A 24,747-nucleotide genomic window follows, 5' to 3' on the forward strand; every position below is an offset into this window, starting at 1 on the left:
TTCAATTCCAGTGATCCCATCAGGATTCGAACCTGAGACCGACAGATTAGAAATCTGTTGCTCTATCCAGCTGAGCTATGGGACCATCGCGATATTTTCGCGGTGCAAATATGCAAAAAATACGTTAAATATATGTGTTTTGTTTTCAAAATCTACTTGCGGGCAATAAAACAACTAAGTTGCAATTCGTAATTAATCCTTTTTGAAATATCCTGCGTATAGCTGTATCTTACCTATTCAAAATCTGTGTTTATTGATCGCATAACCGTCATTTTGACAAAAAAAGAATTATTTTAAAATCGTACAAAGTGTTTCTTTTACAATAAGTAAAATCATACTTTTAGCAAATTATTAATTTAACATTATGATCATTATTGCCGATGGTGGCTCAACCAAAACTAACTGGTGCCTGGTAAATGAAGAGGGTAAAAAGGTGTACTTCAACACCGAGGGCTATAACCCCTATTTTTCAAGCAAGGAATATATCATTCAATCGCTAAAGGAAAACTTACCTACCGATTTGCAGGTAGATAAAATTACCGAGGTGAACTATTACGGTGCAGGATGTTCGACCGACGAAAAGCGTAAACAAGTGCAGGATGCCATGTCGGCCGTGTTTACCAGCGCTAAGGTTAATATCGGGCACGATCTGTTAGCTGCCGCCCGCGCTTTGCTGGGCACCGGCCCGGGCTTTGCAGCCATTTTAGGAACCGGTACCAATACCTGCCTTTATGATGGTAAGGAGATCATCCAAAATATCGATTCGGGCGCTTATATCCTGGGGGATGAAGGCAGTGGTTGTTACATCGGCAAAAAACTATTGATCGATTACCTGCGTGGTTACATGCCCGGGCCGGTACGCGAACTATTCTGGGAGACCTATAAATTAACCCCCGACGATATTAACGAACAGGTGTATACCAAACCACTGGCCAACCGCTTTTGCGCAGGCTTCAGTAAGTTTGTGTACGATAATAATGTGCATATCGAATATTCGCGCAACCTGGTGCGTACCTCGTTCGAAGACTTTTTCCGCAACCTGGTAACCCGTTATCCTGATTATCAAAAATATTCGTTCAATTGCATCGGTTCGGTAGGTTATAACTTCCGCAATGTGCTGGAAGAACTGGTAGAAGAAAACGGCATGGTGATGGGCAACATCATCCGCTCACCTATAGATAACCTGGTGAAATTCCATTTGGAGAATAAGATATAAGATAGATTCAAGATTTTTAGAATCAAGAGTCAAGACAGACACTATAATAAACGGGCCGGAAGCAAATTGCTTCCGGCCCGTTTCATTTCTTGATTCCTGATTCTAAAAGTCCTGACTCTCTTCTCTCCTACTTATCAAGGTTCAGGTCATTCTGAAAGATCTTCGAGTACTTCCTCCTGTCAAATTTGTAGAGTTTGGCGGCGCGGTACGATACGCCTTTTTGTTTCTCGTCCAACTCTTTTAAAAAGCCATAGCTCAGCATCTTCTTTCGGAAGTTACGTTTATCCAGTTTCTTATTCAGGATGGCTTCGTAAAGTGATTGAAGTTGGGTTAGCGTAAATTTCTCGGGCAGTAGTTCAAACGCAATCGGCTGATAACCAAGCCGGCGGCGGATCTTGTTAAAGCCGGTTTTGAAAATCTCGGTATGGTCGAAGCCCAGCTTAGGCAAATCGTTAACCGGGTGCCAGAACGCTTTTTTAGCAATTTGATTAATCGGCTTCAGTTCCTTTTGGCCGTTAAGGCGCAGCAAAGCGTAGTAGGCCACGGTAATCACGCGGCCTTGCGGGTGGCGGTTCACCTCGCCAAAGGTATGGAATTGCTCCATGTGCAGGCCTCGTAAACCGGTAAGCTCATATAATATACGTTCGGCGGCATCGTCCAAACTTTCATCCTGCTTTACGATATAGCCCGGCAAGGCCAGCCAATCCTTGTAAGGATCCTCGTTACGCTCAATTAAAAGTATCTTCAGTTCACCTGCCTCAAAACCAAATATTACACAGTCGATACTGAATACCGACTCAAATTTAGGTAATTCTTGTTCCAAGCCTTTTTGTGTTATTAGTAAAAGTTTAAATATAGATGCTAAATTGATAAATGTAAAAAAATAAAACAAAATTTAATAGTGTAATTTTTACACACTATATTCGCATTCTCTATTCTAAAAGGAAAACCATATGCCTAAGATCTCAAAAATTGCTGTTCTTACTTCCGGTGGCGATGCCCCGGGGATGAACTCGTGCATCAGGGCCGTAGTGCGTACCGCCATATATAATAACCTGCAGGTAACCGGCATCAGGCAGGGCTACCAGGGAATGATCGATAATGACATGTACGATATGCAAACCCGTTCTGTCAGCAATATCCTTAACCTGGGCGGCACCATCTTAAAAACTGCCCGCTGTATGGCCTTCCATACCGATGAAGGTATGGAACAGGCTTATCAAAATTTAAAAAAACAAGGCATCGAGGGTTTGGTGGTGATAGGCGGCGACGGTACCTTTACCGGCGCGCTGCGCTTCTCTAAAAAATATCCTGATATAGCTGTGATCGGTGTACCCGGCACTATAGACAACGACCTTTACGGATCTACCTATACCCTTGGCTTTGATACGGCCACCAATACCGTTATCGAGGCCATCGACAAGATACGTGATACTGCCGACGCGCACGACCGCCTGTTTTTTGTGGAAGTGATGGGCCGCGATTCGGGTGCTATCGCTCTGCGCGCAGGTATATCCTGTGGTGCTGAAGCAATCCTGCTTCCTGAAAAGGAAACGGCCATCTCCGATTTGATCGACAATCTTAAAGGTGGCCAGTACGAAAAGAAAACCTCAAGCATCGTAATTGTGGCTGAGGGCGATAAGAACGGTGGCGTATACGATGTTGCACAGGCTGTTAAAAAAGAAGTTACCAATTACGATATAAAAGTAACTATCTTAGGCCACCTGCAGCGCGGCGGCAGCCCGTCTGCGTTCGATAGGATTTTGGGTAGTCGTTTGGGTTTCGCGGCGGTAAACGCGTTGATAGCGGGCGAATCGCAAAAGATGGTGGGCCTGCAGGCAAATATTATAGTTTCAACCAGCCTGGAAGAGGCGCTTACCCAGCATAAGTTTAGCCTGGAAGAAGACCTTTTACAAATGGCTGAAGTATTATCTATCTAAAAAAGAAAGATGTTCGCGGTTGTTTATAGCGGATCTAACTATGCTGATTGGCGTTTGGCCGATAAGGGGCGCACTGTTGCCTCTTTCAAAACAAATGGCATCAATCCCTATTTCAGCGATGAAAAAGCGATAACGCAACTGCTCAATAAAAACATCAACCTTATTCATCATGCCGAAGCCATTAAGCGTATTTACTTTTTTGGAGCCGGTGCCAGTAACGATGAATTAAAGGCAGTGATCATTAACGCTTTTTCGGGCTTTTTTAAGTTCGCGAAGATCAGCGTACAGCATGACATTGAGGCAGCCGCCATTGCCTGTTGTAAAAATAAACCGGGCATTATCTGCATTTGTGGCAGCGGCAGCAACGCCGCCTGGTACGATGGTAAAAAAGTGCGCCCCAATAACTATGGCCTGGGTTATATCCTGGCCGACGAAGGATCGGGCAACTGGATGGGCAAGCAGTTGCTGAAAGGTTATATGAGCGAAACTTTGCCTGCCGATATTCGCCAAAAGTTTGTTAAAAAGCACGAGATAGACCGTAAGAACATCCTTGATAAAGTGTACCGCCAAAAGCATCCTGCGCTGTATTTAAGTGGTTTTGCCGACTTTTTTGCCGATAACATTACCGAGCATTACGTAAAGAAGACGGTGAAGACCGGCTTTGATAAACTGATCAAAACCTATATCCTACCCCTGCGCGAGCAGCACCCAGACGCGCCTGTTCACTTCGCGGGATCGGTAGCGGCAAATTTCCAGGATTACCTGCGTGAAACGGCTACCGAAAATGGCATTAGTATTGAATATATCATTAAAGAACCTATCAATAATTTATTAAGCTACTATCAAAATAAAAATTAACAAAAAATGAAAATAGGAATTAACGGATTCGGCCGTATCGGCCGTTTGGCTTTCAGGGCCGCTATGGAAAGACCAGATGTTGAAGTTGTAGGTATCAACGACCTTGTTGAGCCTGATTACATGGCTTACATGTTGAGGTACGATTCAACCCACGGTCAGTTTAAAGGCACTATCGCTGTTGAAGGCGGCCACCTGGTAGTAAACGGCAAAACCATCCGCGTAACTGCAGAAAAAGACCCTGCCAACCTGAAATGGAACGAAGTTGGCGCCGAAGTGATCATCGAATCTACCGGCCTGTTCTTAACTATCGAAAGCGCACAAAAACACATTGATGCAGGTGCTAAAAAAGTAGTGATGAGCGCCCCTGCAAAGGATGATACCCCTACTTTTGTAATGGGTGTTAACCACAAGCAACTGAAGGCTGAACAAACCATTGTTTCAAACGCATCTTGTACTACTAACTGCTTAGCCCCTATAGCTAAAGTGTTAGATGATAAATTTGGTATTGAAGAAGGTTTAATGACCACTGTACACGCGGTAACTGCTACCCAAAAAACAGTTGACGGCCCATCGGCTAAAGACTGGAGAGGCGGTCGTGGCGCTTACCAGAACATCATCCCTTCATCAACCGGCGCTGCTAAGGCTGTTGGCCTGGTGCTTCCTCAGTTAAAAGGTAAATTAACAGGTATGTCGTTCCGTGTTCCGGTTGCCGACGTTTCTGTAGTTGACCTGGTAGTTCGTTTAAAAAAGGGTGCTTCTTATGCTGATATTAAAGCTGCGATGAAGGAAGCGTCTGAAGGCGAACTGAAAGGCATTTTAGGTTATACCGAAGATGAAGTAGTATCCGAAGATTTTAAAGGTGATGCACGCACTTCAATATTCGACGCTAAAGCCGGTATCGCGCTGAACGATAACTTTGTAAAAGTAGTTTCTTGGTACGATAACGAATGGGGCTACAGCAACAAACTGATTGACCTGGTACAAGAGATCGGCAAATTATAATTTGCCTCTATCTTTTTCTATAAAACAAAAAGCTGGTTTTGGCCGGCTTTTTGTTTTTAATTAGTCTCAAAAGCCGTCATCCTGAGCGGCAGCGAAGGATCCCCGACAACCATAGCGGAACTGCATAGTTTGGGATCCTTCGCTATGGCTCAGGATGACGAATTGGTTTATATAAGATAATACTATAGCAACATTAAAACCGTTAAATTTAATACCGTTAACATAAACCCCAGCGTTATGGTACTATTTGCTTATGCATCAAACATGAATGTGGACGAGTTTGCCAAAACCGTTCCATCGGCAAAAAAGATATGTAATGCCAAATTGCCCGGCTACCGGTTCAGCTTTAATTTAACGGCAGATGACGGATCGTCGAAGGCCAGCCTGGTGCCGTCTACAGAAATGGACGCGGCTGCCTGGGGGGTATTGATTGAATTTAACGATGACGAACTGGATAACTTCTTCTTCCAGGATGAATGGTTCGACTGGACACAGGTGCATTGTATGTGCGCCAGCGGAGAGATCTGCAAAGCCCATGCCTTTGTTACCAGGCCGCACGCCATAAATGATTTTACCCTCCCCTACGATTGGTACCAGGCCAAGATCATTAAAATAGCGAAAGAACAGGGCCTGCCCGAGGAGTATATCACCGCATTATCGCTTATGCCCCACAAAGTCGACCCGGATGAGAGAAGACGGGCGAGGCGAATGAACCGCTGATTTTCGCTGATATTTTTGATTTCGCTGATAGTCCGTGTTTGATAATCAACGGAATCAAAAATATCAGCGAAAATCAGCGGTCATTCTTCAAACTATTCACCGGGTTACTCACAGCCACTTTAACGGTTTGATAGCTGATGACAGTGATGGATATGGCGATAATGATCACCACCGGCAAGGCCAGCAGCCACCAGCTGATATCGATATGGTAAGCATAAAACGCCAGCCACTTATTCATTACCAGCCAGGTGATAGGGATAGCCAACACCGCGGCTATGGCAACCAACTTTACAAAATCCTTAGCCAGTAATACTAATAATTGATCGAGGGCGGCGCCTAATACCTTACGGATGCCGATCTCCTTAGTACGTTGCACAGCTATCAGGTTGGCCAAACCATACAAGCCAAGGCTGGCCAGCAGGATGGATAGCAGCGTAAAGAAGTTGAACAGTCGGATGGTTGTTCTGTCTTTTTGATACATGGCGTTAAAGCCGTCATCCATAAAATCGGCGCTGTAAGGCACATCAGGGAAATAAGTTTGCCAGGTTTTGTGCACTAAGTTCGCATCGTGAGGGTTTATTTTTACCAGTACCGATGTTGGTTTCATCGATTGATAAACTAACACCAGCGGCGCAATGGGATTGTGCATAGATGCGTAATGAAAATTTTTGACCACGCCGATGATCTTGCTCTTATCATCAAAGCCGTTTGCGTTTTTGCCGATGGGGTCTTTAAGACCAACTTGCTTCAGAAATGCCTCATTAACGATGTATCCCGCTTTTTTAACCTTTTCATTACCGTAGAAATTGTGGCCGGCAATAAGCTGCATGTGCAACAAAGGTATAAAATGCTCATCAACCGAAAAGTAATTGGCTACGATCTCGCGCTTAACGCCGTTCACCATCACCGTTGTAGTTGATTTTGGGGTTTGATTATTCAGCATAGATAAACCGGTTTGCGCAGTGAGTCCTTTTACCTGGCTTAATTGCTTTAGCGCATTACTGAAGGCGCCCACCCGCGTTAAGGCTGCCGAATCATCAGGCAAACCAACATTTAGCAACTGATCCTTATCATAACCTATCGAACGGTGCTGTACAAAGTTAATTTGCTGATTCATGATAAAGGCGCCGGCTATCATTACCGTGGCAATAACAAACTGCACAATAGTAATACCCTTGCGCAACGATATTCCCTTAGCCTGAAACTTAAAATTACCTTTTAAAACAGCTATGGGATTAAATGCCGACAGTACAAAAGCCGGGTATAAGCCTGTGAGCAAGGACGAGGCCAACACCAAACCACATACCGTAATAAAACTAAATGCTGAACTTAAGAACGAGATCCTGATCTGCAACAGGTTATTTAGCAAGGGCAGCATCAAAAACATTAACCCGATACCAATAAGCAAGGCAATCATCGTTACAAAAAGCGATTCGAACAGAAACTGCCGCACCAGGCTGGATTGCAGCGCGCCGTTCACCTTGCGCACCCCAACCTCTTTTGCTCGCTCGGTGGCCCGGGCGGTAGAGAGATTGATATAATTTAACAAAGCAATCAACAGGATCAGCATCGCTAATACCGAGAAGATGTATACCAGCAACTTATCGCCCTTCGGGGTATCTCCCATCTTATCGGTACTGAAGTGCACATCCTTTAACATTTCCGCATCAAACTGCACCGAATAGCCCACGGCGCCGGTTTTATTTAGTTCGGGTTGCAGGTCACGTTTTGATATAATGGCCAATTTTTTCTTCAGGATATCCAGATCGGGCTTTTGCTTAAACAGCACAAAGGTGTATACCGCAAAATCGGCATCCATCCAGGCGGTCTCCTTTTCAAAGTTACCGTTGACTAAGGCATCTATTTTCAGGTCGGAATTTTCGGGCAGTTCGGCCATTACACCGGTTACGTGATAAGGCTTTTTATTGTAGCTGATATTTTTGCCCAATGCTTTTTGATTACCGAAGTACTTCTTAGCTAACCTGGCCGATAATACAATCCCTTGCCTATCGGCTAAAGCGTGTGAGGGATCGCCCTCGGTAAGCGGATAGTTGAATACCTTAAAAATCTCAACATCGGTGCCCAGCACATTATCCTCGTTATACAACTGGTTGCCCACTTTTATAATGGCCTTTCCGGGTTCAAAGCGGGTGATGGCCTCCACGTCGGGATAATCGTGCTTTAAGGTAGCGGCCAGCAAGGTTGGTGATAGCGCGATGTTCACGTTATCCTTTTCTGGCGTACGCATCAGGTTGGTGATGCGAACAATGCGGTTGCCTTTGGTGTGATACGCGTCGTAACTCCACTCGTAGTGTACATACAGCGATATCAGCAGGCATGCCGCTATCCCGATAGCCAGTCCGCCGATATTTATAACCGAGAATGTTTTATGACGAAGCAAATTGCGCCAGGCGATCTTTAGGTAGTTTCTGAACATATGACCGTTTAGTTTGATGTAAAAGTAAACGGTTGCGTTAACGATAACTACTGATTGGCAGGGATTTAACAAAGTTTAACATAGTTGTAATTTCACAGATTTGAGGATGATTTCACAGATTAAAACACACTCAGACATTGTTTCTTTAATTTAAAAATCGGTGAGATCATCCTCAAATCTGTGAAAGCATAAAAACTACATCAACTCCTTATCCTTTTTCTCGTGATAGGTTTTATAAGCCAGGTAGTACAGCGCCATTACCATAAACAGGTCGCCGCCCATATTCCATAAGTTAATGCCATGGATGTGGGTGTTAAATAGTTGGTAGATGAATAACAACAGTGCCACCGTACCGCAGATGAGATATATGTATAAAAACTTATTGTACATATTTAAGCTTTTAATACTATTAACCGTATTTAGTGGCTTAAAGTTTTAGGGGCAGGATAGTCGTATATGTAAAAAAAGTTTATATTGCAGTAATTAATTTAAACGCTATGCATAATTGGGAAGATACTTACCTGGAGGCAGAGGAAGCCATACGCAATACTAACTATTTGCACGCTAAGCAATTGCTTGAAAATATCATCCTTGATGAACCCTCGACCGCGCAGGCCCACAACTCGTTAGGCTGGCTGTACCGTACCCAGTTTGATGACTACGAACGCGCCGAAAATCATTACAAAGCGGCTATACGCAGCAATCCCAACTATCCGCATGCTTATATTAACCTGTTAATATTATATACTTACCAGGAGCAATGGGAAAAGCTAAAACCAGTAGCCGACAAGGCCATGAACCGCCCGCTGGTTGATAAATCGCTGATCAACTACCGCCTGGGGATAATGGAAGAATACCTGCAAAATTTTGATAGCGCGATAGCTTATTACAAAAAAGCCATTAAGCTTTGCCTTAATTTCGATTCGATAGAGGATTATAAGCGGGCTATTGCCAATTGCGAGTATAAATCGACACTGTAATACCTCTCCCCGCCCCTCTCCAAAGGAGAGGGAGAGTTAAAACATGATTTCTGATGTCATGCTGAACTTGTTTCAGCATCCCATATGCAAATTCGCGACCATCCAAATGGGATGCCGAAACAAGTTCGGCATGACTGTTTATTTGTTTATTTTTCTCTCTTAAACATCACCGCGCTTAAAGGCGGCAACGTGATCAGTATCGAATGATCCTTACCATGCCAGCCTTCCTCTTCTGAAATGCTGATCTCTGCATTGCCGACACCACTGCCCCAGTATTTCTTTTCGTCGCTATTGAATAGCTGCTTCCACTTGCCACCAGCAGGTACGCCTGTGCGCTGGTTGTGGCGTACTACCGGGGTCATATTCAGCACTACAACAATATCATCATCCGGATCGGTGCCTTTACGCACATATACCAGTACCGAATCGTTAGCATTGCCGCCATCCAGCCATTCAAAGCCAGTGCTTTCAAAGCCTTTTTCATATAGGGCGGGTTCGCTTTTATACAGTGCGTTCAGGTCTTTAATGGTTTGCTGTATGCCCAGGTGGTTAGGGTATTGCAGCAAGTGCCATTGCAGCGATTGCTGGTAATTCCACTCATCTCCCTGACCAAATTCGGCGCCCATAAAAAGCAGTTTGGTACCCGGATGTGTGAACATATATCCATATACCAAACGCAGGTTGGCAAATTGCTGCCATTCATCACCCGGCATTTTGCGCAGCATCGACCCTTTGCCGTATACCACCTCATCGTGCGAGAATGGCAGCATAAAGTTTTCGGTAAAGGCGTATATCAGGCTAAACGTAGCCACATTGTGGTGATATTTCCTGTTGATGGGGTCTTCGCCGAAGTATTTAATAGTATCGTGCATCCAGCCCATCATCCATTTCATACCGAAGCCTAAGCCGCCGGTATAAACCGGGCGGCTAACGCCGGTGAACGAGGTTGATTCCTCGGCAATGGTTTGCACATCGGGGAAGTGGCTGTATACGGCCGAGTTAAATTCCTTCAGGAAAGATATCGCCTCCAGGTTCTCGTTACCGCCATACTGGTTTTGTTCCCACTCGCCATACTTGCGCGAATAATCGAGATACAGCATCGAAGCTACGGCATCTACCCGCAGGCCATCTACATGGTACCTGTCCAGCCAAAACAGCGCGTTACTGATCAGAAATGCCCTTACCTCGTTACGGCCATAGTTAAATATGTACGATTTCCAATCGGGGTGAAAGCCCTTACGCACGTCGGCATGCTCGTATAAATGCGTACCGTCAAATTTGTAAAGCGCATGCGCATCACCAGGGAAGTGCGAGGGGACCCAATCCAGTATCACCCCTATCCCGGCTTTATGAAATTCTTCTACCAGGTACATCAATTGCTTTGGCGTACCATAACGCGAGCTGGCCGCGAAGTAGCCGCTCACCTGGTAACCCCAGCTTGGGTAGTAGGGGTGTTCCATTATCGGCATCAGTTCTACATGGGTAAAGCCCATTTCTTTTACGTAAGGCACCAGCTTTTCAGCCATTTGAGCGTAGGTATAAAACTCATCGGGGCTTTCCGGGCTGCGCGCCCACGAGCCAAAGTGTACCTCGTAAACCGAATATGGCTTATCCAGTCCATTATGTTGCAGGCGGTTGGCCATCCAGTCCTGATCCTTCCACTCGTAATAAGTATCGGCTACAATAGAGGCTGTAGACGGCGGCACTTCCCAGCGCAGGGCAAATGGGTCGGCTTTTTCCAGATCTTCGCCTGTAGAGGCTTTAATGTAGTATTTGTACACTTCTCCATCGCCTACGTTCGGTACAAAAACCTCCCATATGCCCGAACCATCCCAACGGGGGAACAGCGGTGTAGCGCTTTTATTCCAGCCATTAAAATTGGCTATAACCGATACCGTTTGGGCATTAGGCGCCCAAACCGCAAAATAGGTACCCACCACACCCTTATATTCCACCACGTGCGAACCTAATTTCTCGTATAATTTATAATGCTTGCCCGATTTAAACAGGGCGATATCAAAGTCGGTAAACCGGCTGTAAACCTCAGGCATAGGCGATGCACTATCCACTACTTCAATTACGGCATCTTGTTTATCGGTTGTTTTTTTTGTCGTTGTTTTTTTAGGGGCAGCTGCCTTTTTAGGCGTTACGGCTTTTGCAGTTTCGGCCTTGGCTTTAGCGGCTACTACCTCCTTTAATGGTTTATCAGCGGCAGGCGTAGTTTTTTTAGATGCCGCGGCTTTTTTCACAGATTTATCGGCAGCAGGTTCGGCTTTTTTAGCCGGCATTGCCTTTTTTTTACTTGCAGGTTTTTCTACAGGTAAGTCGGTTGCAGGGGTGGGAGTTTTTTTTGCCATAATAGATCGCCCATCGGGCGCAGATAATTTTTAGGCGATGAGGCTAACGTGCCATCATCTCATCAAATATACTCAATTCAACATATATCTGCCTGCCTTGTTTGGCAGATCTCCAACCTACTGACAGACAATATCTTAAACAAGAAAAGCCGCAATCACGCGGCTTTTCTTGTTAATTTAAGACTAATCTCTGATTAACTAATCTCCAATCTCTTATTTTTTAATGACATGTTTAACAATATCATTACCAAAAACAAACACCATCAGGGTGATTAATATTACAAAACCCACCAGTTGCGCCCGTTCAAGGAACTTGTCGCTCAATGGTTTGCCTTTGATCATCTCTATGATCAGGAACAAGGCATGGCCGCCATCCAGCGCCGGGATAGGCAGCAGGTTCATTAGCGCCAGTGCCATAGATAGTAAACCAACCAGGCTCCAAAACTTAAACCAATCTACATGGCTGCCAAACATGGTGGCCATAGCAACCGGGCCGCTTACAGCCTTGTTAAACTTCAGTTCGCCTTTAAATACCTTGCCCAAACCTTTGGCATTATCAGCAAACATACCCCAGGCACGGTTAGCACCAACAGGCAGCGCGCTGATCAGGCCATAATTTTCTGTTTTGGTTACAGGTTCATCGGGTTTAATAGCGATGCCGGTGCTGCCATCCTTAAAACCAAGTTTACCGTCTTTATTAATTTCGGTAGCCAGGGTTAATAAATTACCATGACGTTTTACCGTCAGGTCGGTCTTTTGATTTTTGTACTTCAGCAATTCAGCCTGGAACTCATCGAAGAATGTAACCGGCACCTTGTTAACCGCGGTAACGCTATCGCCCTTTTGCAAACCGGCCAATTGGGCATTACTGCCCTTCACTACCGAATCGATAGCGAACTTTGTACGCGGGGTAACAAACTCGCCGATACCATAATCAGAAATATCATTCAGGATATTGCCCGGAACGGTGATGATTTTTTCTTCACCGCCTCTTACAACGGTAAGTTGGGTGTTACCCAGCAGCACCTTCGAGCTTATTAACTCCTCAAAATGCTGAATAGTTTTTCCGTTTACCGCAATGATCTTATCGCCTGCCTTCAGGCCAATATGTGTACCGATCTTACCGGGAACAATACCAAATTTCACATTATCATTAGGTACAAAGGTTTCGCCATATTTAAGGGTGATCATCCAAAAAATGAAGATGCCCAGGATGATATTCACTACGATACCGCCCAGCATCACGATCAAACGCTGCCAGGCCGGTTTAGAACGGAACTCCCATGGCTGCGGTGGCCCGGCCAGTTGCTCGGTATCCATCGATTCATCTATCATCCCGGCAATTTTAACATAACCGCCCAATGGCAGCCAGCCTATGCCGTATTCGACCCCTTTGTAATTAAATTTGAACAGACTAAAGTTCCAGGCATCAAAAAACAGGTAGAATTTCTCTACTTTAATGCCAAAAGCACGGGCGGCAAAAAAATGCCCTGCCTCGTGCAGGATAACCAAAATTGAAAGGCCCAGCAACAACTGGCCCACCATAATCACTATACTCATTCGTTACTTTGTAATCAAATTGTTAACGCCATTAGGGGCATTATGCTTTATTAAATATTCTGCTAATATGCGTGTTTCTTTGTCAGTATTCAAATAATCATTTAAGGTTGGGGTTTCCTTAAATTCAACATCGGCCATACACTGCTCAATTACGTCGCTCATGGCCAAAAAACCTACTTCATCTTTCAAAAACCCTGCCACGGCAACTTCGTTGGCCGCGTTAATGATACATGGCATATTCCCCCCCCTGTCCAGCGCATCGAAAGCCAGCTTCAGGTTGCGGAAACTTTCCATGTCCGGTTTCTCAAAACTCAGATTTGGGTAAGCGGTAAAATCGAAACGTTTAAATTCATTCCTAACCCGGTGCGGATAGGTAAGTGCATACTGAATAGGCAACTTCATGTCCGGAAGGCCCATTTGAGCCTTGATAGAGCCATCGGTAAACTGCACCATAGAGTGGATGATGGATTGCGGATGCACAATTACCTCTATCTGCTCAGGCGTTAAACCAAACAGCCATTTAGCTTCTATCACCTCCAGGCCCTTATTCATCAGCGATGCAGAATCGATAGTGATCTTGGCGCCCATCACCCAGTTAGGGTGCTTCAGCGCCTGCTCGCGGGTAACATTAGCCAAAAATGCGGAAGATTTTCCACGAAATGGCCCACCCGAAGCAGTTAGGATGATCTTCTCTATCTCGTTATGCCCCTCACCTGCCAGGCACTGGAAGATAGCCGAATGCTCTGAATCGACCGGTAATATTTTTACGTTATGCTGCTTAGCTAAGGCGGTAACCAATTCGCCGGCTACTACAAGAGTTTCTTTATTGGCTAAAGCAATATCCTTACCGGCCTTTATAGCGGCGATTGTAGGCTCTAAGCCCGAGAAACCCACCATAGCCGTCAGCACCACATCGATATGCTTCTCTGTAACCACCTCGCAAATAGCCTGGTGCCCACATCGTACTTTTACAGCGGTATGTGCCAGCGCCTGCTTTACCAGCGGGTATTTCTGCTCGTCGCAAATAATGGCATAAGCCGGCTTAAACTTTAGCGATTGCGCAATCAGCAGATCGGCGTTAGTTTGCGCGGTAAGCACATAGGCATGGAATAATTCAGGGTTTTCCTGAATTACCTCCAACGTTTGTGTACCGATGCTACCGGTAGATCCTAATACGGCTATATTTTTAATATTGTTCAATTGTTATATTGCTCGATTGTTTTCTGTTAGGGTTTAAGAAATTGTTGCATAACTATTAGCTAAGCATGTCATACGGACAATTTCTCTTCAGTAAATTTAATAAGCTGATGTATTTCACGAGGTAATCTTTCCAGGTAAACATTAATTACCTTATAAATATCATCAGATATTAAACCTCTTATATGTGCTTTATTACACCAATCTGTGCACTCTTTTGTTGAACCCAAACTGTAATAATAGAATTTGATTTTATCTTTTTTGTGATAGCGACCAAAACCTTCTGCGATATTTGCCGATATAGAATCTGCTGCATTTACAAACTGCTTGCCTATTGTATCTTTAGCAAAGTAGTCCCACCCTATCACAATTTTCCACACCTCGTTACCAAAATTGAATGCCGACTTGTATGATGTCAGGTCTGTTAGTTGCAAGTATCGTTTTTCCATTTAACACTTTGATTAGAACAATATCATTAAAACAACAATTAAACAATAAAGCAATCTAACAATTTCCTAATTCTTCCGCTATCTTCCTGTCGTTACTCAACCTCGGTACCTTGTTTTGCCCGCCCAGTTTACCCTGCGCGCGCATATAATTTATAAAGGTATCCTTTTTTAAGCTTCTGACGATTAAAGGCTGCAATATGTTACCCTCGATCAGATCAAAATAGTAAATATTTTTTTGCTGCAGGGCTTTGTCTACTTTACCGGCAAAAGCTTCCAGGTCTTTCGGCTCGGTACCGAACTCTATAAACCACTCGTGATAAGGCAATTCGCCTGCTGGCGGGTTTACCTGCGGGGCTACGGTAAACTCTACCACGTCAACACCTTCTTCTTTAGCTACGCTCATCAACGCCTGCTCCACCTCCTCGCCTATCACATGTTCGCCAAAGGCCGAAATATAATGTTTGATACGACCGGTTACCAAAATGCGGTACGGATCCTTCGATACAAACTTAATGGTATCGCCAATGCTATAACCCCACAAACCCGCATTGGTATTCAGGATAAGCGCGTAGTTCTTATTCAGCTCTACATCCGCTAAACTAATGCGGGTTGGGTTATCATTAAAAAATTCCTCGGCTGGGATAAACTCGTAGAACATACCCGCATCGCAAAGCAACAGCAGGCTTTTATCTTTTTGAGAATCCTGGTAGGCGATAAAACCTTCGGATGCGGGATAGGTCTCGATAGAGTCGATAGCGAAACCGATACTTTCCTCGATACGGGCGCGGTAAGGTTCGTAATTCACCCCACCATAAACAAATAGCTTAAAGTTGGGGAAGATATCCTTGATTTTCTTACCACCTGCTTTTGCCGATAACCTGTCAAAATACATCTGGCACCAGGGTGGTATGCCACTGATGAGGCGCATATCCTGATTAAAGGTCTCGTCGACTATGGCATCTACCTTTTGCTCCCAATCTTCTATACAATTGGTATCGTAAGTGGGTAAACGGTTCTTTTGCAGATAAGCCGGCACATGGTGCGCTACAATGCCCGACAGACGTCCGGTCTGCACGCCATGCTTTTCAGCCAATACCGGGCTGCCTTGCAGGAAGATCATCTTGCCATCCACAAAGTCAGATTTGCCGGTTTCGTGGATATAATTGAGCAAGGCGTTGCGGGCGGCCCTGATATGCTCGGGCATACTTTCCTTACTCAGGGGGATATATTTTACGCCAGATGTGGTGCCCGATGTTTTAGCAAGGTAAGCGGGTTTACCCGGCCAAAGCACGTCGGCTTCGCCTTGAGTTACACGCTCTATATAAGGGCGCAGGTCTTCATAATCGCGTATTGGGACATGCTTTTTGAAACCGGCATAGTTATCAATCTTTTCAAAATCATGATCCTTACCGAAAGCGGTATTCTTTGCCTGATTGATAATTGACTGAAAAGTTTGCTGTTGCAATGCCACCGCGTTTTTACGCAGGTGATCTATTTTTCTGTTTACAACCGCCGCGAAAATCCTACTTAAAACAGATTTTAAACCCATTGTTTTTTAATTGGTTTCGGCAATATCGTCATCCACATCCATATGGCTGTAAACTAACTTGCGATAGGTAACCACCAGGATGATATTTACCAGCGGGTAAGTAATAATGATACCGATGATCAGCGCGATGAATCCAAGCGCGATCAGCCCGATGCTGATGAGCAGGATCAATATAATTTTGGTAAGATTACCTTTGGTGATATCAAAACTTTGCTTCAGCGATTCGAACGGGCCGGAATCATCGTCAACAATAAAGCACACGCAGAACATGTAGCGCAGGGCCATATACAATAACACCAATACGCCCAAAAACTTAACGGTGTTTTGCGTAGCCGGGTAATCGCTCAGCCATTTGTCAATAATAAAGAAGTTAAACGTGGTTACGATGAACGCGAACAGCAGGCAAATAGCGATATAGCTTAATACCATGCGTATGGTTGGCACTATCTGCGAAAACTCAAATTCGTAATATTCGCTGTCTATCAGCGTAAAAATAAGCTTATATAAGCCGAGCGTGGTATACCCCTGCATCAACAACAGCAGGAAGAACAGGATGATCTGTACCGTAAAATCGGACGTAGAGGTGAATATAAAGTTGACCAGTTGTATCACTATCAGCGCTACTACGGCTATGGCCGAATAGATGATAATGGTTACAAAGTTCTTTTTTATAATGTCCCACGCAGCCTTAATAGTTTCTGCAATAGAGAACGGATGGTACATAGTAACCTTATTTATTTTTATTCAATATTATTCGCTTCCAAAAATCCTGCATAAAACCTAAGCCATAAGCAGTTAATTGTATAAACGCCGCAATAATGCTCAAAAATGCAACTTTTACAGATTTATTTTTAATAAGCGAATGAAAAAATATTAACAATATAAAAACTGTTAACACTATATCTCCTAATATAACAATTTGCCAGCCAAAAACATGGGCTATAACAGTAAATATTAAACCGAGTGTAAACGTTGCAGGAAAAAAATGCACAGCTTTTAATCCCCCGGGAAAGAACTTGTAAACATTAATGCGCGCGCGCCCAAAAAAGTGCAACTGCTTATAAAACTGCAAAAAGCTGGTACGGCGCTTATGGTAAACCTTTGCTTCGGGTATCAGGCCAATTTTAAAGCCCATGCTGTGGATGCGGATGCTATATTCAATATCCTCGCCCAAACGCGTAATGACGTAACCGCCCGCTGTTTCCCACACCCTGCGCGAGATACCCATGTTAAAACTGCGCGGATGAAACTGCCCTATCCCCTTTTTATTACCACGGATACCACCTGTAGTAAACGGCGAGGTCATGGAATAGCTGATAGCTTTTTGTATGGGTGTAAATGATGGGTGCGAATCGTCCGGGCCGCCGTAGGCATCCAGGTAATTAGCGGCTAGGCTTTCGGCTACTATTTCCAGATAGTCGGGCGGGATGAGGCAATCGGAATCGAAGACGATAAAATAATCGCCCATAGCCCGCTCGAACCCAAAGTTACGGCTAAAACCCTGGCCGGTGTTGGGCTTTACAAAATACTTTACATCCAGCTTATCGGCATAGCCGGCTACGATATCCTTGGCATCATTTACCGAACCATCCTCAATCACCAGCACCTCAAACCGGGTATAGGTTTGTTTGGTAAGCGTATACAGCAGTTCGTTGATCTCCTGCGGACGATTGTATAAAGGTATGATGATGGAGAAAAACATGTATCGAATGTGCAGATGTGCTTATGTGCAAATATGCAGATGCTTTTTTAATGTGCAGATATGCGGGTGTGCAAATATGCAGATGGTTATTTAATAATTGAATAATTTGTCAGTTGATCTTTCATTTGCACATACGCGCATTTGCATATCTGCACATCAGATCATCTCCTCTACCTGGTATTTATTGCGTTCGCTGGCGCTGCGGGCAACCAATTCTGCTACGAAACCGGTAAGGAACAGTTGAAAGCCGATAACTACCGCCACCAGTGCTATATAAAACAGCGGTTGCTCGGTAACCTGGCGGAATTGATCATGTGTATGATATTTCTCATTATGGTAAATAATGATCTGCTTTTCCACAATCACCCACACCATGGCGATGAAACCGGCTAAGAAACTTAGCACCCCCATCGCACCGAAAAAGTGCATTGGGCGTTTACCAAACTTGCCTACAAAAAATATCGATAGCAGATCCAGGAAACCATTCACAAAACGTGCCATACCAAATTTGGTTTTGCCGTATTTGCGCGGACGGTGCTCAACAATCTGTTCACCTATTTTAACAAAGCCAGCCCATTTGGCCAGTACCGGGATGTAGCGGTGCATTTCACCATAAACCTCTATATTCTTTACTACAGTGCTGCGATAAGCTTTCAGGCCGCAGTTAAAATCGTGCAGGTTGGGGATACCGCTCATTTTGCGGGTGGCGGCGTTAAATAATTTAGTTGGGATAGTTTTGCTTAGCGGATCGTACCGTTTGGCTTTCCAGCCCGATATCAAATCGTACTTATCTTCTACTATGCGGCGGTACAAGGCAGGTATCTCGTCGGGGCTATCCTGCAGGTCGGCATCCATGGTAATGATGACGTTGCCTTTTGCTGCCTCGAAGCCGGTATTCAGCGCGGCCGATTTACCATAGTTGCGGCGGAATTTGATACCCCGCAGGAAAGGGTTATTTTCCTTCAGTTTTACGATCATGTCCCACGATCCGTCCTTGCTGCCATCGTCTACCAGTATCACTTCGTAAGTGAAACCATTTTCCTGCATTACACGCGCTATCCACGAGGTTAGCTCGGGCAGCGATTCTACTTCATCGTATAAAGGTACTACTACTGATATATCCATTGACAGGTTTGCCAACGTAGCTTGGGTAAATGCAAAACCACGTATTATCGGCAAAAATAGCAAAAAGCTGTTATATAATTTCGAACCTGTGCTTTTTGTAGAATCTTATCATAAAAACATATTTCCCGTAAAATCGAAACTATGTTATGCTTTCGCCACTTAACTGTAGGCAACTATCTTAATTTACCCTTTTACATATGTCAAAAAACATCTCGAAACGCTTCAAATCGATGATAAAAACCGGTTAATACGTCTCACTTCAGTACCGTTTTAAAAAAATCAATTTGCAGGATAGTATAATAATCATCCTCCCAAAACACAACAACCGGCCTAAAGCCGGTTGTTGGATGTATACAATATCGTAAAAACAAATGACAGCGATGGTGGCAGAAGTGTAGCATTAAAAGATGCCCTATCGCACGTATAAGGCCTCTCCTCAACCTCATGTTTAGCCCTGCCCGTTCCGTCGGGATGACAAAATGGGTGCGTGTTGGCCCTTACTTAGCGGCAAAGCGCAGCACCGTGAACGAATAGTCCGGCAGCGTAGCTTTCGCGGCATCCTGTTCGCTTATCTCTGATGTTTCGGGTCTTGCGGTTTTACTGGTAGGATCGCCTTGCAGGATGGTTTTGCTTACCTTTTTACCGGCAAGGTTCAGGCCCGATAAATCCAGGTCGGTATTGATTTTTACCGGCAACAGGTTAACCATTTTTACGATCACGTCATTAGTCTTTCTATCACGCACTACCGATATGGCTACGCGCTTTTTAACCGCATCTATGTTTGATGATAGCGCCAATGTATTAGGCAAATACCTATCGCCCGAATTGGCACCGTATAACTGCTGCACAAAGTACCCCACCGTCGGCTTCACTTCGGTATTATTAAAATAGATCAGGTCGGGGTTCCATTGGGTATGGCCTTCTTTGGCCAGCAGCGGCGCGTACGATGCCATGCTCAGCACATCACCGTTGCGTTCCAAACTGGTCATATATAAAGCTTCAGACAAGGCGGTTTCCAAATTATTAGGCCTGCCCGGCAAATGCGCGGCGTATTCGCCCAGGTATACTTTTGATTTTGAACGGTCGTAACTATCGTAAAAATCCTGGTTGTAAATAAACCAGCCCGGTGGCTGATAGTAATGTTCATCAACAATCGGCACATGCAGTTTATCAGCAATATCCCAACCCTGCTCATAATCTGTCCCTTCGTAAAAAGGGCCAACGGTACCTATGACCGTAATTTCGGGATGGGCTTTGCGCATGGCTTTATAGATCATGGTGAAACGCTCCTCGAAAACATCGGTGATCAGGTCTTCGTTGCCAATCCCTACATATTTAAGGTTGAAAGGTTTGGGATGACCGGCCTCGGCGCGCTTTTTACCCCAGGTGGTATTTACATCGCCGTTGGCATATTCCACCAGATCGAGTACATCCTGCACATATTCGTCCATTTGCGCCATGGGGATACCGCCTTGCTGACCGGCACCACCCGTGCCCGAATTTTGGCATGGCACCCCGGCTGCCAGTACAGGTACCGGGGCGGCACCAATATCCTCGCAAAACTGAAAGTATTCAAAATAACCCAGGCCGGCACTTTGATGATATCCCCATAAATTGCGCTGTGGCTTACGGGTTTCAACCGGGCCAATGGTATTCTTCCAGCGGTAGATATTGCCCAAGCCATCGCCATGCGCCACACAGCCACCCGGGAAACGGATAAAGCGCGGATGGATATCGGCAATGGTTTGCGCCAGATCGGCACGCAGGCCGTTGACACGGCCATTAAACGTATTTTGCGGGAACAGCGAAACCACATCCAGCGCCACTTTGCCCGTGGTTAATGGTTTTATCTCCAGCACTGCATGTTCGGTATTGGCATTAGGCGTTAACACGGCGCTCAGCTTTTTCCAGCCCGTATTAGCTGCATCCAGTTTGGTATCGGCCAGTACACTGCCATCGGCATCTACCAGTGAAACCTGCATGGCTGTGTTAGCGCCCGATAATTGTTTAGTAAACAGCGACAGGTTATAAGCCTGCCCCTTCTTCACAACAATACCATCAAACCCGCCATTAACCAACGCGGCGCCAGTTTTTTGGGTAGTTAATACCGCGTAATGCCTGTTATTAATGTGTATGGGCGAAACGCTGTCTATCGCCATTTCACTGCCATTGCCTTTCACCGTCCACGAGTGCGTGCTGATCCAGGCTTTATCCCTGCCCTCTTTATCGCCGGGCTGATATTCAAAATCGCGGTTTTGGATCAACTCTGCATACAGGCCGCCATCGGCAGCGTAGTTAAGATCTTCAAAAAACGCGCCCAGCAACATATCGCTTATCGGGCGGGCCTTTTCGGGCGCTATTTTAATGGTGGCCGTTAGCGGTTTCAAATCTTTAAAGCGTTCGGCATCCTGTTTGGTGGTTTCGGCGTAAAGCGTGTTCTGATATTTTTTCAGATCGGCGGTTTTTACCAGGCCATCCACGGTCGACCATGCTACACGATAAACCTGCCCGCGCTGCTTACCGGCAGGCAGTTCAGCCGTGATACTGGCGTTATGATATTTTGAGGCAGGTACTTTCACAGCCGGGCTGTAATGTTTAAAGTCGGTAGTGGTTAACTGGTAGTACTGATGATCGCTATCGGTATAGGTAATGGTATATGTGCCTGTTTTGGCATTATAGGCCAGTACCGGCTCCAGGCAATTTTTGCCCAATTGCAGCATGGGGTAGCTTTGCCTGCCCCAATCAATCAAATCGGTTGATGAGGTGTGGGCAAAGGTTTTATCCCGCTCGTTCAAGCTCCACAGGCAATGCCAAACGCCTTTATTATTAATGATGATGTATGGGGTGATCATCCGCTTTTCGCTTCCCCAGCGGCCGTAATCGCTTTTTACATAATCGTACTCGTTGCCAATATCAAACCAGTTAGCGCGGTCGCGGCTCCAGGCAAAGTGCAAGCCGCCATGGTTATTGTTTTTTACCGATGCATAGGCAAACAGGTAAACCGAATCGGGGGCGGCAGCTTTAGTTTTAGCCATACCCGGTAATGCCGACGATGCCAGGAGTAATAAAGCAGGTAGTATTTTTTTCATGATCAAAATTTCATATCCAGTTTCCAGTTATCGGCCAGGCGCTGCGCTTCTTTTTTAGTAAGTTGTATAAAAGCCGCGTGCTTGGGTTGCGAAAAGTTGGTGGCTTTCATCACCCCCTCGTTAAAATGGCCCAGGTTTTTAAAATTCACAAAGTCGGTAGTTTCGCTAAAGCCGAAATTATTGGGGTTAATGCGGTAGATATCGTAACACAGTATCCACTTATCCTGCCCTATCAGCTTGTAAACCGTCGGGGCTTCGCAACCTTTTGGTTCAGGATCGTACCATTTATCATCAAACTGATAGCCGGTGTTGATGGAATCGGACACGGCCTGCTTTACGCCCGAAGTGCCATCGTGCGAAGCATAAAACATGTGGTATTTATTGCCAACTTTGGTAATATCGGCATCGATATAAGCAAAAGGTTTAGGATACTCGAAAATGGGTTTGGGTTCGGTAAGCATCTTGTCGAAGTTTTCGCTCATGTAAGCATAGTACACCTTCTCTTTTTCAACGCCCTTGCGCATGGTAAAGTAAACCATCGGGAGTTTTTTAACCTCATCGTAAATTACCTCTGGCGCCCAGGCACAGCCAATATTTTCTAAGCCGGGGAAAGCCTGGTCTACCCGCAGCACATGATGTTTCCAGTGCACTAAATCGGGCGATTGCATAATCACCAATCCGCGGTTATTCCCCCAGCCAAACTGCTTGCCATCACGTTCCCACTCGGTATTGCGGTAGCCTGCCTTTTGCGCGTAGATATGCAGGTCGGTCAGTACGGTATAAAACATACCATCGGCACCACGGTAGATGTACGGGTCGCGGATACCTTTTTGTTCGGCAATGGTATCGCCTGCAATAATGGGCTTGCCCTGGTTAACATCGGTAAAGCTGTAACCGTCTTTACTCAGCGCGAAGTAAAGGCCATGCGTTTCGTCCTTAAAATACACCATCAGGTATGCTTTCATATCCTTTTCGGGTGGGAATTTGGCCTTTTTTTGCGCGATGCCTGTCACCGGTAACAACATTATCAGCGCAAGGATATGCAGACGTAAAAGTTTTTTCATTTGCAGCAGGAATAATTGGTTAAAGCAAACATAATTATTAAATGTTATTTTAACAATTATAAGTATCATGCACTATCTGTTACCTCAAACTGCCTCGCCGTTAAAAAATCTGCAAGTTTTTTTATTTATTCTGGATAAACCACCACATCGGCATAGCGAGGAACGATAGCGACGTAGCTATCCCCAGTTTAAAGGTCGACATGCCAATCCCCCTGCTTATCGGGGATAGCCACGCTACGCTCGCCATGACGATGAAGGGTAGTTAGGAAAAAACGACCTAAATCTTTTTTCGATGACTAAAAAATAAACGAGATTTGAATAAACAGCATCCCCATCATTATGAGTATACAGGAACAGATAGATAACTATATCAGCAGCCAACCGGAATCCAAACGTAGCGACATGCAAACCCTGCACGCGCACATTCTTAAAACATTGCCGGGATGTAAACTGTGGTTTTTAGATGGCAAAGACGCGGACGGTAAAACGGTTAGCAACCCCAATGCAGGCTACGGGGCTTATACGATGAAATACGCAGATGGATCGACAAGGGAGTTTTACCAAATTGGCATGAGCGCTAATACTACCGGGATATCTGTTTATATTATGGGGATAAAAGATAAGAATTACCTTGCCCAGACCTTTGGACCAGAACTGGGCAAAGCCAGCGTAACCGGTTATTGCATTAAGTTTAAAAAACTGCAGGATATCAACCTGAATGTACTTGAAGATGCGATAAGGTACGGAGTTAAGGCAACGAATGAAGATTGAACTATTAACCGGGATACGCCACACAGCGGAATTATCCGGCATATCATCTGAATTCTATTGGGATCCTATTTTTATCGTTTATACTTTGCACATCAAACCTTTGTAAAGTTGCTGAAACAACTTCAGCATGAATCTCTTCTTCTGGTCATTTCACTACTACCTCAATAGGATTCCCTACAAACAACGTGGATATACCGCCACAATGCGAAAAATACACCCCGAAAAAATCTTAAAAAAAATTAAAAAAAGCAGAACTTTTTAAAAACCCTACCGTATAAGGGGTATAAACAACACTAAGAAACGTGGAAAACACTGTTAAAAAAATAGAATCAGTTCACTATGATCAGGCACTTGCCTGCGGTGGCACTGTTTTTGTCTTTAACAGTTATCCAGGCAGAACCAGCTTTGTTAGCATGGATGGTATGATCTGGCTGAATAGTAAGAACAGCGTCGTTGGAAGTTGACCATACAACATCGATGCTACTAAATACGGATGGAGTAAATATAGGGGTAAGTTGAAGATTGTCGCCAACCGCCCTGTTTAATGTTTCAGACTGAAATTTTATGGTCTGCAGGACTACCTGTGTGCTTGCTTTTTGGCAAGCAGTAGTAAGCAGAAAGCCGAAAATGATCAATATGAATAAACTAATTTTCACTTAGGGTAAACTATACTATCAATACACAGGTATATTAAGGGTCAATATTATAATATATTTCTGATGTTTTAAAAT

At 44.8% G+C, this 24,747-nt stretch carries 22 protein-coding genes and 1 tRNA gene; 7 read left to right on the forward strand and 16 right to left on the reverse strand.

Annotated features, from left to right (window positions below; translation table 11 throughout):
• Positions 1-11: 11 nt before the first annotated feature.
• Positions 12-85 (reverse strand) — tRNA-Arg (locus tag HQ865_RS11565).
• Positions 86-364: 279 nt separating this feature from the next.
• On the opposite strand from HQ865_RS11565, the gene HQ865_RS11570 reads away from it, so the two are divergent.
• Entirely contained in the window at positions 365-1,216 is an 852-nt protein-coding gene (locus tag HQ865_RS11570) for an N-acetylglucosamine kinase (RefSeq protein WP_173415043.1), read from the forward strand.
• Between the two features lie 127 nt (positions 1,217-1,343).
• Here the strand turns inward: HQ865_RS11570 and HQ865_RS11575 are convergent, their stop codons facing one another.
• Positions 1,344-2,039 (reverse strand): NUDIX hydrolase, encoded by a 696-nt coding sequence (locus HQ865_RS11575; RefSeq protein ID WP_173415044.1) that lies wholly within the window; start codon positions 2,037-2,039, stop codon positions 1,344-1,346.
• 130 nt (positions 2,040-2,169) lie between these two features.
• Between HQ865_RS11575 and pfkA the strand changes: the two genes are divergently transcribed.
• From pfkA to HQ865_RS11595, 4 genes are all read left to right on the forward strand, one after another.
• Positions 2,170-3,156 (forward strand): 6-phosphofructokinase, encoded by a 987-nt coding sequence (pfkA, locus tag HQ865_RS11580; protein ID WP_173415045.1) that lies wholly within the window; start codon positions 2,170-2,172, stop codon positions 3,154-3,156.
• Between the two features lie 9 nt (positions 3,157-3,165).
• Positions 3,166-4,014: a hypothetical protein gene (locus HQ865_RS11585; protein ID WP_173415046.1), complete on the forward strand. Its 849-nt coding sequence runs from the start codon at positions 3,166-3,168 to the stop codon at positions 4,012-4,014.
• Positions 4,015-4,020: 6 nt separating this feature from the next.
• A complete protein-coding gene (gap, locus tag HQ865_RS11590; protein ID WP_173415047.1) occupies positions 4,021-5,016 on the forward strand; it encodes a type I glyceraldehyde-3-phosphate dehydrogenase in 996 nt (331 codons plus the stop codon).
• A 237-nt stretch (positions 5,017-5,253) separates the two neighbouring features.
• On the forward strand, positions 5,254-5,736 hold the full coding sequence (locus HQ865_RS11595) for a gamma-glutamylcyclotransferase family protein (RefSeq protein WP_173415048.1): 483 nt from the start codon (positions 5,254-5,256) through the stop codon (positions 5,734-5,736).
• Positions 5,737-5,809: 73 nt separating this feature from the next.
• Here the strand turns inward: HQ865_RS11595 and HQ865_RS11600 are convergent, their stop codons facing one another.
• Both HQ865_RS11600 and HQ865_RS11605 read right to left on the reverse strand, forming a co-directional pair.
• Complete coding sequence (locus HQ865_RS11600) at positions 5,810-8,173, reverse strand: ABC transporter permease (RefSeq protein WP_173415049.1); 2,364 nt, start codon at positions 8,171-8,173, stop codon at positions 5,810-5,812.
• 195 nt (positions 8,174-8,368) lie between these two features.
• The gene (locus HQ865_RS11605) at positions 8,369-8,563 is read right to left on the reverse strand and encodes a hypothetical protein (protein WP_173415050.1); all 195 of its coding nucleotides are present in this window, start codon (positions 8,561-8,563) and stop codon (positions 8,369-8,371) included.
• 107 nt (positions 8,564-8,670) lie between these two features.
• Between HQ865_RS11605 and HQ865_RS11610 the strand changes: the two genes are divergently transcribed.
• Positions 8,671-9,153: a tetratricopeptide repeat protein gene (locus HQ865_RS11610; RefSeq protein ID WP_173415051.1), complete on the forward strand. Its 483-nt coding sequence runs from the start codon at positions 8,671-8,673 to the stop codon at positions 9,151-9,153.
• 146 nt (positions 9,154-9,299) lie between these two features.
• Here the strand turns inward: HQ865_RS11610 and glgB are convergent, their stop codons facing one another.
• From glgB to HQ865_RS26060, 11 genes are all read right to left on the reverse strand, one after another.
• Positions 9,300-11,204, reverse strand: a complete 1,905-nt coding sequence (glgB, locus tag HQ865_RS11615) for a 1,4-alpha-glucan branching protein GlgB (RefSeq protein WP_237073809.1) — start codon at positions 11,202-11,204, stop codon at positions 9,300-9,302.
• Between the two features lie 519 nt (positions 11,205-11,723).
• On the reverse strand, positions 11,724-13,070 hold the full coding sequence (rseP, locus tag HQ865_RS11620; protein ID WP_173415052.1) for an RIP metalloprotease RseP: 1,347 nt from the start codon (positions 13,068-13,070) through the stop codon (positions 11,724-11,726).
• Between the two features lie 3 nt (positions 13,071-13,073).
• Positions 13,074-14,261 (reverse strand): 1-deoxy-D-xylulose-5-phosphate reductoisomerase, encoded by a 1,188-nt coding sequence (locus HQ865_RS11625; RefSeq protein ID WP_202020505.1) that lies wholly within the window; start codon positions 14,259-14,261, stop codon positions 13,074-13,076.
• A gap of 77 nt (positions 14,262-14,338) precedes the next feature.
• Positions 14,339-14,716 (reverse strand): four helix bundle protein, encoded by a 378-nt coding sequence (locus HQ865_RS11630; protein ID WP_173415054.1) that lies wholly within the window; start codon positions 14,714-14,716, stop codon positions 14,339-14,341.
• Positions 14,717-14,771: 55 nt separating this feature from the next.
• Positions 14,772-16,265 (reverse strand): GH3 auxin-responsive promoter family protein, encoded by a 1,494-nt coding sequence (locus tag HQ865_RS11635; protein ID WP_173415055.1) that lies wholly within the window; start codon positions 16,263-16,265, stop codon positions 14,772-14,774.
• 6 nt (positions 16,266-16,271) lie between these two features.
• Entirely contained in the window at positions 16,272-16,988 is a 717-nt protein-coding gene (locus HQ865_RS11640) for a glycerophosphoryl diester phosphodiesterase membrane domain-containing protein (RefSeq protein ID WP_173415056.1), read from the reverse strand.
• Between the two features lie 7 nt (positions 16,989-16,995).
• The gene (locus HQ865_RS11645; protein ID WP_173415057.1) at positions 16,996-17,967 is read right to left on the reverse strand and encodes a glycosyltransferase; all 972 of its coding nucleotides are present in this window, start codon (positions 17,965-17,967) and stop codon (positions 16,996-16,998) included.
• 156 nt (positions 17,968-18,123) lie between these two features.
• The gene (locus tag HQ865_RS11650) at positions 18,124-19,092 is read right to left on the reverse strand and encodes a glycosyltransferase family 2 protein (RefSeq protein ID WP_173415058.1); all 969 of its coding nucleotides are present in this window, start codon (positions 19,090-19,092) and stop codon (positions 18,124-18,126) included.
• A 497-nt stretch (positions 19,093-19,589) separates the two neighbouring features.
• Entirely contained in the window at positions 19,590-22,181 is a 2,592-nt protein-coding gene (locus HQ865_RS11655; RefSeq protein WP_173415059.1) for an alpha-L-arabinofuranosidase C-terminal domain-containing protein, read from the reverse strand.
• A gap of 2 nt (positions 22,182-22,183) precedes the next feature.
• Complete coding sequence (locus HQ865_RS11660) at positions 22,184-23,245, reverse strand: glycoside hydrolase family 43 protein (RefSeq protein ID WP_173415060.1); 1,062 nt, start codon at positions 23,243-23,245, stop codon at positions 22,184-22,186.
• A 121-nt stretch (positions 23,246-23,366) separates the two neighbouring features.
• On the reverse strand, positions 23,367-23,492 hold the full coding sequence (locus HQ865_RS26060; RefSeq protein ID WP_262889729.1) for a hypothetical protein: 126 nt from the start codon (positions 23,490-23,492) through the stop codon (positions 23,367-23,369).
• Between the two features lie 92 nt (positions 23,493-23,584).
• Here HQ865_RS26060 and HQ865_RS11665 point away from each other — a divergent pair, with 92 nt between their 5' ends.
• Positions 23,585-24,016 (forward strand): DUF1801 domain-containing protein, encoded by a 432-nt coding sequence (locus HQ865_RS11665; RefSeq protein ID WP_173415061.1) that lies wholly within the window; start codon positions 23,585-23,587, stop codon positions 24,014-24,016.
• Positions 24,017-24,345: 329 nt separating this feature from the next.
• Here the strand turns inward: HQ865_RS11665 and HQ865_RS26135 are convergent, their stop codons facing one another.
• Positions 24,346-24,672 (reverse strand): Ig-like domain-containing protein, encoded by a 327-nt coding sequence (locus HQ865_RS26135; RefSeq protein WP_173415062.1) that lies wholly within the window; start codon positions 24,670-24,672, stop codon positions 24,346-24,348.
• Between the last annotated feature and the right edge of the window lie 75 nt (positions 24,673-24,747).

This window comes from Mucilaginibacter mali (genome assembly GCF_013283875.1).
Taxonomy (GTDB): Bacteria; Bacteroidota; Bacteroidia; order Sphingobacteriales; family Sphingobacteriaceae; genus Mucilaginibacter; species Mucilaginibacter mali.

What these genes read in the sequence shown, in the direction of transcription:
- HQ865_RS11570 (WP_173415043.1), top strand. Translation starts at nt 365, where the DNA reads ATGATCATTATTGCCGATGGTGGCTCAACCAAAACTAACTGGTGCCTG.
- pfkA (WP_173415045.1), top strand. Translation starts at nt 2,170, where the DNA reads ATGCCTAAGATCTCAAAAATTGCTGTTCTTACTTCCGGTGGCGATGCC.
- HQ865_RS11585 (WP_173415046.1), top strand. Translation starts at nt 3,166, where the DNA reads ATGTTCGCGGTTGTTTATAGCGGATCTAACTATGCTGATTGGCGTTTG.
- gap (WP_173415047.1), top strand. Translation starts at nt 4,021, where the DNA reads ATGAAAATAGGAATTAACGGATTCGGCCGTATCGGCCGTTTGGCTTTC.
- HQ865_RS11595 (WP_173415048.1), top strand. Translation starts at nt 5,254, where the DNA reads ATGGTACTATTTGCTTATGCATCAAACATGAATGTGGACGAGTTTGCC.
- HQ865_RS11600 (WP_173415049.1), bottom strand. Translation starts at nt 8,173, where the DNA reads ATGTTCAGAAACTACCTAAAGATCGCCTGGCGCAATTTGCTTCGTCAT.
- HQ865_RS11605 (WP_173415050.1), bottom strand. Translation starts at nt 8,563, where the DNA reads ATGTACAATAAGTTTTTATACATATATCTCATCTGCGGTACGGTGGCA.
- HQ865_RS11610 (WP_173415051.1), top strand. Translation starts at nt 8,671, where the DNA reads ATGCATAATTGGGAAGATACTTACCTGGAGGCAGAGGAAGCCATACGC.
- glgB (WP_237073809.1), bottom strand. Translation starts at nt 11,204, where the DNA reads ATGCCTGAGGTTTACAGCCGGTTTACCGACTTTGATATCGCCCTGTTT.
- rseP (WP_173415052.1), bottom strand. Translation starts at nt 13,070, where the DNA reads ATGAGTATAGTGATTATGGTGGGCCAGTTGTTGCTGGGCCTTTCAATT.
- HQ865_RS11630 (WP_173415054.1), bottom strand. Translation starts at nt 14,716, where the DNA reads ATGGAAAAACGATACTTGCAACTAACAGACCTGACATCATACAAGTCG.
- HQ865_RS11635 (WP_173415055.1), bottom strand. Translation starts at nt 16,265, where the DNA reads ATGGGTTTAAAATCTGTTTTAAGTAGGATTTTCGCGGCGGTTGTAAAC.
- HQ865_RS11640 (WP_173415056.1), bottom strand. Translation starts at nt 16,988, where the DNA reads ATGTACCATCCGTTCTCTATTGCAGAAACTATTAAGGCTGCGTGGGAC.
- HQ865_RS11645 (WP_173415057.1), bottom strand. Translation starts at nt 17,967, where the DNA reads ATGTTTTTCTCCATCATCATACCTTTATACAATCGTCCGCAGGAGATC.
- HQ865_RS11650 (WP_173415058.1), bottom strand. Translation starts at nt 19,092, where the DNA reads ATGGATATATCAGTAGTAGTACCTTTATACGATGAAGTAGAATCGCTG.
- HQ865_RS11655 (WP_173415059.1), bottom strand. Translation starts at nt 22,181, where the DNA reads ATGAAAAAAATACTACCTGCTTTATTACTCCTGGCATCGTCGGCATTA.
- HQ865_RS11660 (WP_173415060.1), bottom strand. Translation starts at nt 23,245, where the DNA reads ATGAAAAAACTTTTACGTCTGCATATCCTTGCGCTGATAATGTTGTTA.
- HQ865_RS26060 (WP_262889729.1), bottom strand. Translation starts at nt 23,492, where the DNA reads ATGGCGAGCGTAGCGTGGCTATCCCCGATAAGCAGGGGGATTGGCATG.
- HQ865_RS11665 (WP_173415061.1), top strand. Translation starts at nt 23,585, where the DNA reads ATGAGTATACAGGAACAGATAGATAACTATATCAGCAGCCAACCGGAA.